Raw genomic sequence first — 10,931 nt, 5'->3', positions numbered from 1 at the left:
TCCTCACAGGTCAGGTGTCAACCAAACTCGGGGCAGACCCTCCGAAATCACCGCCAGTCTTCAAGGACAGGTCACATTCCGTCCGGACAACAACTACGAGTTGAACGCCTTCTTCTCAGCGGTGAAGGGCCGGCATGGCGACCTCCTCAAGAAGGCCGCCGCATCCGCGAACTCGTGGAACAACGAAGCTGCGAAGGAGCAGGTTGAGGCGTTGAAGGAGCAGCGGTCCGCGGCCATGTTGGCGCAGGACGGAGAGAACTGGGCCATCAACGCTTTGGTCCACAACAACGACTGGGCGACGATGAGCAGGGCCGACTTCGGGCCAGTGGTCGATGCGTGTAGGCAGTTCCTCGGGCTCTTCCACTGCACCAACGCTGACTGCGGCGCCTGGATCGAGGTTGAGGGCATGCCCGGCAACGAGCAAAGTCTGCGGTGCCCCTGTGGGACCTACAACCTCAACCTGCGGAGGAAGTAGGTCGGTCCTTCTTCGCGGAATGGTGCAGGGCGCCCGGCCGGACACCGATTCGTCCACCGGCGAAGCTTCGTCATGATCGGCGGAGCGCTCCGCAGCAGGACTAGGCCGGTTCCGAACGGGAGGGTGCGGATCCGTTCCGGAGGCAGGACGTGCGCGCGCCGGACCGACCGCTGGAGGGAGCGACTGCCGTGGTCGCTGATCGTGACGGTGTCGGAGCGCTCGTCGCGTTCTCCGATGAGGACGGAGAGTTCCTGGAGGTCCTTGGAGGCCGACGCTCCACCGAGGATGACCTTGACGATCGAGGCGTCCCAGATCGTGCTGGCGGCGTGGTCGCCCCACTTGTTGCGCGCCTGTGAGAGCGACTGGAGGACAGGCATCGTCGTGATGCCCGTTCCGCCGCCCTCGGCCATCAGGACTGGTAAGGAGGGGAGCGAGGCGAGGTTGCCGATCTCGTCGAGCGCCAGAAGGAGCGGGGGATCAAGCCGGGCGCCGGGGGAGCCGGTCGCGAGGTGCCGAGCGACTTCCGTGAGGTCCTCCATGAAGGCCGCCATGAGGGGCCAGGAGGCGCCGGCGCCGGCGCCGGTCGCCAGCAAGTACAGCGTCCCGTTCCGCAGAAGGAAGTCGCGGGGATCGAAGGCGTCGTCTGGGCCAGGACTGACTGCTTCGAGCACTGCCGGATCGGCCAGGCACGCTAGAGCCTGGCTCACCGCCATCCAGATCGAGTCTCGGGTACGCGGGTCAGCGTTGATCATCCCGTCGAGGGCGTCGGCCCAGCCGGCCGCTGCTTGCGGGCGACTCGCGAGGATGCCTACCGCATCGGTCGCAGCCGATGGCGATAGGGACCACTCGAAGAGCGCGCGAGTGGGGAGGCGTTCGATGGCAGCTGCGTGAAGGAGCGACTGGAGTGCCGATCTGGCCTTGCCTTCCCAGAAGCCGCCGGACTCGACGCCGCCGGCGGAGAGGCCGGTCGTCGATGCGAGACCGGCTGCTCGGATCATCGCCGTGAGTGGCTGCTCGCAGCCGCGGATGGGGGACCAGCGAACCCCGGTGCCGTCGACGATTGGGGGTCCTGCGGTGAGGTGCTGCGGGTCAAAGACCGCTACAGGGCCGCGTTCCTTACGCGCGTTGAGGGTGGCAACGATGTTGTCCGGGCGGGTGGATGTCGTGACTACGGCACCGGGCGCGTCGAGGATCGCGTTCATGACGAGATGCAAGCCTTTTCCGGACCGGGGCGGTCCGATGACAAGGATCGAATCCTCGACCGAGGCCCAGATCTCTTGCCCGCAACTGCGCCCGAGCAGGTAGCCGACATCCTCCGGCCGCGGGCGGCTGATCGACGGACGAAGCGTCTCACCGCGGCGTAAAAGCGCTCGTTTCGACGCGACAAGGTCGATGTCGCGGCGGGTGGCGACGCCCTCGATCTTGTGAGGATCTTGCTTGGTGCGGTGGCGTAGTCGCGCGATGACGGTCCAGGCAAGCCACGCAGCAATGCCGAGCACCGTGAGCATGGCTGCGACAACAAGCCAGTACGCCGCGGCCGACAGGCCGGGTGCGCCGAGCGCCGTTCCGGGGTGCCCTGGGTCAGTGAGGACACGAAGCCCGCTGGCCATTCCTCCTCGGGGACCCGGCCGACCGGCCAGGAACGCGGCGACCTTCCCGGCGACTCCGAGGGCGAGCCCCAAGCCGAAGAGCCCGATCAAAGCCGTCAGAGCAAGATTGACGAGCTCGTCGTTCGTGCTGCGAGTACTCGGGTTCATGCCTGCACCTCGACTGGCGCGATCGTCAGCGAGGTCAGACCGAAAAGAACCAGCCCGTGGTGTGTGGCGGTCAACATCGCCGTTGGGAGGTTGATGGCGGCATTGCCGTTGGCATCGGCTTCCTGGCGTGCCAGGACGTAGGCGAGAGCGACCTGCTCGCCTGGTTGGAAACCGGCGCCAGCCAGCGCCGGTGTTGCCGTCTCCGGCTCTGGCTCCATGACAATCGGAGCCGCGTTCTCCGCGGGAGTCTCGATGTCCGAGTACGTCGTGCCGTCAGCCTCGTGAACTTCGACACGCACTGCAGTGCCGAGCCTGGTGGTGATCTCGCGGAGGACCGAGCGGAGGTCGTGCCGAGACAGCGTTCGATCTTCGGCGTGCGGCTGGCCGTTGATCCTTACCTCGAGCCGGCCCTCGGTGTCGATGTTGAAGCGGACGGTGGTGAGGACGACTGGGACCTTCATAGCCTGATGACCGATCCGTCACGACCCGTGCCAGTGATCGCAGGGGCCACCTCAGCTCGGCGGCTAAGCGGCTCTCGATCGATACTGGGTGGGTTGCCGTCGCCGATCTTCTGGGTGTCGAGCTTCTCGAGCACCCCGAGGGCGGTGGTCCTCACCCGTTCGGCCGTCGACTGGACGACCTCGACCGGCGTCTTGCCGGGCACACTCGCTGCCCACGTCGAGACGTAGGGCACGGTGAACGACGAGGTGTCGAGCCCGTGCGCCGCGCCTACCATCAGTGCGATCGACTCCGCTTCGACCTCCGTGATTCCGCGGTGCAGGGTTGCGTCCGCGGCGAGGTCCGTGGAGATCACGTTCTCCCGCGGAGCGTGGAGGAGGATGTGTCCGAACTCTTTTCTGCACCAGAGCCGAGGGGTTATCGCGCTGCCTGTTGTCATGGCTGTTAGGTGTGCGTGTCGTGTCGCTGGCCCTTGGGCGTGACGCCCTGGTCCAAGAGGCGGGCTGTGAGGAGCCTCAGGTCCGAACTCGCCGTTGGGGTAGCTGCGTTGTCGGATAGTTGCGCGCGGACGCGGCATGTCAGTGCGGGACCAACAGCACGCGTCGCAACGAGCATCGCGCCCGCTTCACATGTGCTGCGGCGTGCCGGAGATCTGGGGTTCGCCGGTGTCCCCCGAGGGACGGGAGAGGTGCCGGATCGCAGCAGCTGCAGCGGCCAGAATCACCAGGACAGCACCGACCCACTGGCGGTCGATGAGACGGTCGCCAAGCACATAGGCGGCGGCGAGTCCAAAGACCGGGATCAGTGGCAGGAAGCTCCCGGCGACCGAGGCGGGTAAGCCCCTGAGGCCGCCCACGAAGAACCAGAACGCGAAGCCGTAGTAGACCATCCCGGATGCTGCCGCGAGTGCCCACGTCGCCAGATCATCGGGCAGGCCGAGCTCGGCGACGCCAATCGCCGATGCGATACCGGCAACCACGATGGCGAAACACAGGGCAGCCACCTGCTGTACAAGAACCACGGCCAGGGAACTGTCGTCCAGGAGCAGCCTGCGTGTGAGCACCGCATAGAACGCGCAGGCGGAGACCGCGGCCACGGTCAATGCCACACCCATGGCATCCCCGGATGCTCCCGGGCGGTAGATCACCAGCAGCACCCCTACCATTGCCGTGGCCACCGCTGCCGTGGTGGCCAGTGCGATCCGCTCTCGCAACACGAGGACTGCGAGCAGCATGATCAGGATCGGTTCGGTGGCCCACAACAACACTGACATGCTGGCAGTGATGCTCACCAGCCCGAGTAGGCCGAGCGCGTAGGCCAAACCGGGGTTGAGGACGCCCAGGACGGCGAGCTTGACCATGGCTGGTGACGAGGTCAGCCGCACCCGGAGCAGCAGCATGGCGAGCAATAGGAGGAGGGCGCTGGCGGCGAGCTCAACGGCAAGCAGGGTCAGTGGCGCGACGCCACGGTCGAGAACTTGTTTGCTCAGCACGGTGCCGCACCCCCAGCAGGCGGTGGCGGCAACCAGCAGAAGGACATGACGGTACGACGGTGAGACGGGCATGGCTGTGACTCCGGTCAGAGAGACGAGTGGATGGGCTCGAGTGCTCGGCTGACGCGGGGAGATGCGTCAGCTCTCAGGCCGCTCGGCCCTCGTCGTCACAGCAGTCGTACGAGGGCAGCCGACAGCGCCGTCCAGCCATCGGAGACTCGCCCATGGCGACTATCGTACTTCTCGACAGCGGGGGTCGCTGTTCACGCTTCACAGCGGCTTCAAGTCAGCCCTCAACTCGGCAGCGTCGGACGCTACCGCGTGCTGTCCGGTCGGCGCGGGAAGATCGGCATGCCGAGGTTAGTCGCGGTGCGCTGCATCTGCGTGAGCTTCTGCTCCGCAGCGGCGAGACTGGTCCGCAGTCCATCGACTTCGCCGAGCCAGCCGCGTTCGGTCGCCTCGGCGATCCGCTCTTCGAGGCTGTCGATGATGCCCCGGAGCCGTTCGTGCTGATCGGGGTCGGGTCGGAGCATCGGGCAACGGATACAGGCGTGTTCGTGTTGGCAGTGTGAGCCGTAGGCACGCCCGCAGGTGCCGAGCTCGAGCTTGCGTTGGGCGAAGTGGCCGAGGAACTCGTCCCACTCGCTGTCGGTGGGTTCGCGGTACTCCTGCGATGGCCGAAGTGCCCGCCGGCGGGTGATGTAGGCGCGGTGGTGGTCGATTACGTCGTGGTCGTAGACGGCGACGTAGGTCTGGGTGGTCGCGATCGAGTCGTGGCCGAGAATCTTGGCGGTGATGTGCACGGGCAGGCCGGATGCGACGGCCTCGGTGGCGAAGATCCTTCGGAAGTCGTGCGGGCTGAACTTGGCCGGCGTGCCGTCGCTGTTGGTGATCTTCGCGGTGGTGACCAGCTCGTCGAGCAGTTTGACGACGTAGGAGGAGCTCATCGCGATCCTGCCTGTGCCCCACGGCCGTTGGAACAGGAACGGAAGCTCTGGACTGTGGACCCGTTCGGCGCTGTCGTAGCGACTGACCAGCGGCAGCCGCTCGTTGTCGCCGCGGACGTGAGAGATGATCTCGGCGAACGCCACCGCGAGTTCGGGGCCGATGACCAGGAGCCGTTCCTTGTCGGTCTTGGATGGAGTGATCTGCAACATCGGGATCACGTCGCCGGTCGACGGGAGCCGGTAGGACACGAAGGAGCGGTGGGTGATCTCGAGGACCTCTTCGATACGTGCCCCGGTGTTCCGCAGTACCTCGACCAGCGCCCACGCCCAGAACGCCCGGTCTGCCTCAAGGCTCAGGTTTCTCCGGTTGTCCTGCGGCCGGTCGCTCGTGCCATTGCGCACCGGAGTATCGACGTACACATGCCCACGACTGACCTTCCTGCCGCTGCAGCCGTCGTCGCTCAGGGTCGTCCGTCGTAGCGTCTGCCCGGCTTGGGTGAACGATTCGCCAGGCGGAGCTGCGGCGGCGGTATCGCGCAGGGCCTTGGCCGCGACCCGATTGTCGCTGGCTGCGTCGACGAGCCGCGGAAGCAACGGCGCCAGTTCCCGGATGCGCTGGTGTGTGCGTGACCGCGACTGCTTGAGCATCTTGGTCATTCCTGCCAGGTCCCTGGAGTCGACCGGCGAGGGCGCGGCCCATGCCGCCCACCGGGCGGGGTCCTCCAGCGCCCAGTGGGACAGGTCGGCGTAGAAGGCACGAACGGCCATGAGGATCGTGTACGGGTCCTCGCGCTTCTTCCCGATGCGGTTGCTGCCGTACAGAACCGGGCCGCTGAGCCTGGTCTTCCAGCGACGGGCAACCTCGTCAGACAGAACCAGGGAGTCGATGCCGGGCTCGTGGATCTCTAGGTCCCGCCAGAACAGCAGCACGAGCTTGGCCGCCAGATAGCGGATGGAGTTGTAGTCCATCGCGGGACGGCGTTCGTAGAGGTAGGCGACGAACAAGTCCCTGATCGGTCGGCAGGCGACGTCGTAGCGGTCGACCATCTCTTCGATGGTGAGTTGCCCGCGGCGTGACGCGGCGAAGATCGTTGGCGGGCTGTCGGCCGGCAGGATCGAGGCTTCCCGGAGCAGTGTGTACCAGCGAGGTTGGGAACGGCCGCGGTAGCCGTCCTGTGCGCGGTGGGCCTCGATGCAGTCAGGCAGGGTGATGTCGGCCAATGTCCCGCCGTTGTGGACCAGCATCCTGGTGAGCTGGTTCAGCGCGTGGCGGCGGTCGCTCGGCAGCATGCGCGCGTCCGTGTCGCACACGCGCTCGATGATGGCGAACCCCGCGGGGTCACGTAGCGCCCGCAGTCGCTCGTAGAGCCTGGGTGTGGCGTGCGTGGCGTAGAGCCAGGAGTAGTCGGGCCGGATCACGTCGAGCATGAGGAGCCTGCCCGCGGCAGCGACGAGGTGACCGTGCTTGTCGGGCACGGCAGCCAGCGTGGTCCACTCGTTGCCGGCCGCGTTCGCTCCTGAGGCGTGCCACCGTTGTTGCCAAGACTCCCCGGGGAACCTCAGCAGCCACCCAAGCAGGGTTTCCGCGAACAGCAGTTGACTGCGGACCTGCTTCGGTGAGGTGGTGCCGTTCGCGACCTCCAGGGTGCGGACCGCGTCGAGCACCTCCTGATAGCTCACCTGGGACGCGGCCCACACGGTCGGTCGGGCGATCGCTGGTGTCGGCAGCGTCGGGGTCGGCGCCTTGGGGCGTAGGGCGCCGTTGTCGGCGGGGACGTGGCGCGAGGGACGCGCGGCCCTCTGCAGGTGAGCGACCGCGTCGACGTGGTCGCTCACGGCCGCGGCCCGCCGAACAGCACCGCCAGAACCTCGGCCGAGTAGCCGGCCGTGTCCACAGGTGGCGGTGGTGGTGTGGTCGGGCGTTCGGACCGGTCGCGGTGATGGGCCAGGACGCGGCTGACGACCTCTTCCTCCCGTGGACGCAGATAGATCTGGGTCGTGGTGATGTGGGCATGGCCCAGCACCCATTGCACGTCGCTCAGCGACATCTTCGGGTCATCGACCATCCGCTGCGCGGCGGTGTGTCGCAGGTCGTGCAACGTCCAGGCGGTGCCCAGCGACTCGTTCGCGCGCTGCAGCATCCGTCGCGCCGCGGAGTACGTCAGCGGGCGCACCGGACGGCGCCGAGTCAGCCACAACGCCTGCTCGCCATCCGGGCGCCGGGTCTGCTGCTCGTAGAGCCGCAGCCACACGAACGCATCCGCGGAGGCCGGCAGCCACTGCAACCGACTCGAGCCCTTCCGGTGGACCCCGATGCGCTGGTCGCCGACGTTCACACGGTCCACGGTGACACCGAGCAGCTCCGAGGCACGGGCCCCGGTCGAGACGTAGAACGCCAACAGTGCCCGGTCCCGGTCCGAGCGCAGAGTCGCGAACAGCTCATCGAAGAGCCGGTCGGGCAGGTGGCGCGGGATCCGCTCCGGCATCTTCTGCCGGAACGGTGCCCGCAGTCCCGGAGTGAAAGGCTGCATCGGGTTGTGGTGCGCATTCGACCTTCGTCCGGTTCGGTGGTCGGCGTCCGGGACCGGGTTGATCAGCGGGCCGTCGCCGGCGGTGATCCGGTCGGCGTAGAACATCTTGATAACCGCCAGCGCGTGGTTGATGGTCGCAGGCGCGTAGCCGCTCCGCCTGCCTGCTGGGCCGACCAGCCGCATCCACAGCACGAAGTCGCGTGCCTCGATCCGAGTCGCGCGCTGCCAGCACACGTCGACCGCGACCAGGAACCGCCACCAACGCAACAGCGCCAGGCCGTAGGAGCGCAACGAACTGAAGCTCGCTCCACACGCCAGCATCGTGGCGAAGAACTCGCTGACCTCCTCGACCGGCTCGCCCGTGGCATCCAGCAGCACCGTTCCCGGCGCTGCGTCGATCTTGGCCACGGCGCCGATGGCAGGGACGATCAACGCCGTCACCTCTCGCTCCATCCCAGATGTCCTTCCGCTCGTCGTCGCGACGAACGGCAGCACGCAAAGCCTCGGGAACGGTGGAAATCCACATCGGCCGGCGAGTCGTTGCGCATGTGTCGCCTGGAGTCGACTCAGGACGCTCCAGTTGGTGCGGTCAATAGGTCGTGAGCCAGTGTCTTCACCTGGGCAGCGTCATCCATGTCCATCCGGACCGAGACCTCACGGGTGAGGTAGTCGGTCAGGCCGTTCGCGCCGCCGATCGATCGAGCGGTGGAGACCAGGCGCAACTCGAACCCGCGCGCCACGATCTGGTCGGCCAGCCCGTCCCACAGGCCTTCCGGTGCCTCGCCTTCGAGCAGTTGCGGACGCGGCGGCTCGGGAATGGCCTCACCGTCGGTCTGCGAGATGTCCCAGACGTGGGCGGGTTTGAGGCCGATCATCCGTGAGCGGACCGTCTCGCCCCGGTGCGGCTTTTCGCCGCGGCCGAGTCGTCGCCATGACTCAGGATTCTCCGGCGTCGCCGAGGCGAAGCGAGCCGTCACCGGGGCGAGGATCGCGTACCCGCCTTGGCCTTTCATGACGTGTCGTTTCAGGCTCAGCCACTGCTTGAACCCTGCGACGTAGGTCGGGACCGGGCCGGGCACGCGGCCTTCCTGGTACGCCGCGTTGTGCTGGCTGAAGATCAGGAGCGTGTTGTTGAACGAGCGGGACCGGAAGCGGGCGGCGAATTCCAATGCTCGGCGCCAGTCGTCGCCGGTGACCAGCGCACCGACGGCATCGGTGAGCTTCTGATGCAGGGCGTCAATCCTGGCTTCGCGTTCGGCCAGCCCGCGAGTCTGAGTTCTCATGGCCTTCCTCCGTCCGGTGCCGTCTCGGAAGGCAGGTGTGAAGGAGTGGCTGTCTCTAGGCACTTAGGTTCGATCCGCGGCATCTGAGGCCTCGAATCGCGTTTGCGCAGGTAACGTCAGTTCCCCACTTGCTCGGACGTGGAGTGATGAACCTTCACTGAGAATGACGATTTCGCTGTAGTATCGACGCATGGTCGGCTCCTCTGAAGTCGGTGACTGATGGGTCTCGTGGCGCTGCCGGGTGGTAGCACCGGAGATCTGATGTTGTCGAGTGCGCAGGCGGCCGAGGACTACGAGCAGGAGATCGTCGACCAGTACGCACTCGCGATGTCGGCGGCGGGCCTCAGTGACGGGCACATCCGCCAGACACGGGCGGTAGTGATCGAGTTCGCCCGATCGTTGACGAAGCCGTTGTGGGAGGCGACCTGCGCGGACGCGGACGCGGACGCCTTCCTGGCCGAGCAGCGCCGGCTGGGGCACAGCGTCGCCACGAGGGCGGGCAAGGCCGGCACCTTGTCGCTGTTCTACGAGTTCGTGATCGCCCGTTACGAGGGCACGATCCGCCGTGCGGCCGGCGTGCTCGTCGAGCAGCCGATCGATGAGTTCAACCGCCAGTCCGGAGCGTCGCTGGGCAAGGTTCGGGTCCCCCCGTCGGATGAGGAGATCGACTCGCTGTTTACCGCGTGGCGTGGTTCGATCCCGCAGGCCCGCAAGTACCTGCCCGCGGCCCGCGACTACTTCGCGGCATCGCTGTGGCGCCGACTCGGGCTGCGGATCAACGAGACCGTCATGCTCGACATCCGCGACTGGCGTCCCGACCTGGGCGAGTTCGGCAAGCTTCACGTCCGCTTCGGCAAGGGCAGCCGCGGGCGCGGGCACAAGCCACGACTGGTGCCAGCGATCAACGGCGCCGACCAACTGATCGACTGGTGGCTGGCCGATGTCCGGCACCAGTACGGCGCGGACTGGGACAACCCGGACGCGCCGATGCTTCCTTCGGAGCGGTTCGACCGTGACCTGGACCGGTGTGGCCGCGTGGGCACCAACGCGTTGCGGCGTGGCCTGGCTATCCGCGTCGACCAGTGGCTGCCGGCCTGGTCGGACCGGATGACGCCCCACGTCCTGCGGCACTACTGCGCCTCGTCGCTCTACGCCGTCGGCATGGACATCAAGGCGATCCAGGAACTGCTGGGCCACCAATGGCTGGCCACCACCTCGGGCTACATCCACGTACGCAGCGAGCACATCGTCCACGCATGGAACAGCGCCAACGACCGTGTCGAAGCCCGCCTGGGACTCCAGCCCGACTGAATCCCACCGACACAAGGAGAGGATTAAGATGCAGTGGAGCCTGCGGCTTCGGGCCGCCGAGCGAGGGATCTGGAAGTCGGCACAGCTGCGCCGGATGCTGGCCGACGCCGGCCTTGAGATCAGCGCCGGGAAAATGTCGTCGTGGTGGGCAGGGACCCCGCCGACGATGCGGCTCGAGGAGCTCGACGTTCTGTGCGCGGTGCTGGAGTGCACCCCGAACGACCTGATGACCCCCGAGCCCGACAAGGTTGCCGCCCGCCGTGTCCGCGATGCCGACGCGGCCAGCGGGAACGGCGATGACAAGCCGAACGGTGGCGGGAAGAGCCCGGTGGTGAGTCCGCGGTTCGGCAAGCCGCGCTCGACGCCGCCGCTATAGATCACGCCGATCGCGGACGGGTCGAGGAAGGGATGCCGGCGCCGGGACCTGACGCGCCGTTGCGGCTGCCGCCGCGGTGCAACAGGTGCCAGGCCAACCCGGTCGCGTGGACCAGTCCGCGGGTCGACTTCTGCTACGAGTGCCTGCCCGGTGGTCCGTTCCCCGCTCCGCCGTGCCGCTGGTGCGGGACCGCGAAGAACTACTTCAGCCAGGGGCTGTGCATCCTGTGCCATCCCCGCAGCCCGCAACGGCCCGGGGCCTGCAAGGGCTGCATGGCCTGGGGTGAGTATGACAACCCCA

Annotated in this window: 10 protein-coding genes and 1 pseudogene; 4 read left to right on the top strand and 7 right to left on the bottom strand. The window is 67.1% G+C overall.

The genetic code is table 11. The features are described 5' to 3' along the window. The coding region (locus E7Z54_RS22140; protein ID WP_206056472.1) for a hypothetical protein at nt 1–475 on the top strand (475 nt) is incomplete at its 5' end. Here the strand turns inward: E7Z54_RS22140 and E7Z54_RS22135 are convergent. The 7 genes from E7Z54_RS22135 to E7Z54_RS22105 all read right to left on the bottom strand — a co-directional run bounded on the left by E7Z54_RS22135 (nt 448) and on the right by E7Z54_RS22105 (nt 8,944). Beyond that, on the bottom strand, nt 448–2,232 hold the full coding sequence (locus tag E7Z54_RS22135) for a type IV secretory system conjugative DNA transfer family protein (protein WP_136436895.1): 1,785 nt from the start codon (nt 2,230–2,232) through the stop codon (nt 448–450). The two genes, E7Z54_RS22140 and E7Z54_RS22135, sit on opposite strands and share 28 nt — an antisense overlap. Then, nucleotides 2,229–2,693 (bottom strand): hypothetical protein, encoded by a 465-nt coding sequence (locus tag E7Z54_RS22130; protein ID WP_136436894.1) that lies wholly within the window; start codon nt 2,691–2,693, stop codon nt 2,229–2,231. Before E7Z54_RS22130 ends, E7Z54_RS22135 begins: the two co-directional genes overlap by 4 nt. After that, nucleotides 2,690–3,046: a hypothetical protein gene (locus tag E7Z54_RS22125; RefSeq protein WP_136436893.1), complete on the bottom strand. Its 357-nt coding sequence runs from the start codon at nt 3,044–3,046 to the stop codon at nt 2,690–2,692. Before E7Z54_RS22125 ends, E7Z54_RS22130 begins: the two co-directional genes overlap by 4 nt. 270 nt (nt 3,047–3,316) lie before the next feature. Beyond that, nucleotides 3,317–4,255, bottom strand: coding sequence for a DMT family transporter (locus tag E7Z54_RS22120; protein ID WP_136436892.1), 939 nt, complete (start codon nt 4,253–4,255; stop codon nt 3,317–3,319). 242 nt (nt 4,256–4,497) lie between these two features. Continuing rightward, the gene (locus tag E7Z54_RS22115) at nt 4,498–6,966 is read right to left on the bottom strand and encodes a tyrosine-type recombinase/integrase (RefSeq protein WP_136436891.1); all 2,469 of its coding nucleotides are present in this window, start codon (nt 6,964–6,966) and stop codon (nt 4,498–4,500) included. Beyond that, on the bottom strand, nt 6,963–8,114 hold the full coding sequence (locus tag E7Z54_RS22110) for a tyrosine-type recombinase/integrase (RefSeq protein ID WP_136436890.1): 1,152 nt from the start codon (nt 8,112–8,114) through the stop codon (nt 6,963–6,965). The genes E7Z54_RS22115 and E7Z54_RS22110 overlap by 4 nt, the downstream gene beginning before the upstream one ends. Nucleotides 8,115–8,227: 113 nt before the next feature. Further along, nucleotides 8,228–8,944 carry an ArdC family protein gene (locus E7Z54_RS22105; protein WP_136436889.1) on the bottom strand — a complete coding sequence of 239 codons (717 nt, stop codon included), beginning with the start codon at nt 8,942–8,944 and terminating at the stop codon, nt 8,228–8,230. Nucleotides 8,945–9,205: 261 nt separating this feature from the next. Here E7Z54_RS22105 and E7Z54_RS22100 point away from each other — a divergent pair, with 261 nt between their 5' ends. From E7Z54_RS22100 to E7Z54_RS23870, 3 genes and pseudogenes are all read left to right on the top strand, one after another. After that, the gene (locus E7Z54_RS22100) at nt 9,206–10,255 is read left to right on the top strand and encodes a tyrosine-type recombinase/integrase (protein WP_240769842.1); all 1,050 of its coding nucleotides are present in this window, start codon (nt 9,206–9,208) and stop codon (nt 10,253–10,255) included. A gap of 28 nt (nt 10,256–10,283) precedes the next feature. Beyond that, nucleotides 10,284–10,631, top strand: a complete 348-nt coding sequence (locus E7Z54_RS22095; protein WP_136436887.1) for a helix-turn-helix domain-containing protein — start codon at nt 10,284–10,286, stop codon at nt 10,629–10,631. Between the two features lie 32 nt (nt 10,632–10,663). Next, nucleotides 10,664–10,931 (top strand): annotated as a pseudogene (locus tag E7Z54_RS23870) (hypothetical protein); the annotation flags it as partial.

The organism is Nocardioides sp. (assembly GCF_004803405.1).
Taxonomy (GTDB): domain Bacteria; phylum Actinomycetota; class Actinomycetes; order Propionibacteriales; family Nocardioidaceae; genus Nocardioides; species Nocardioides vastitatis.
Note: the sequence above shows the minus strand (reverse complement) of the source record. Positions and strands in the feature narration are given on the sequence as shown.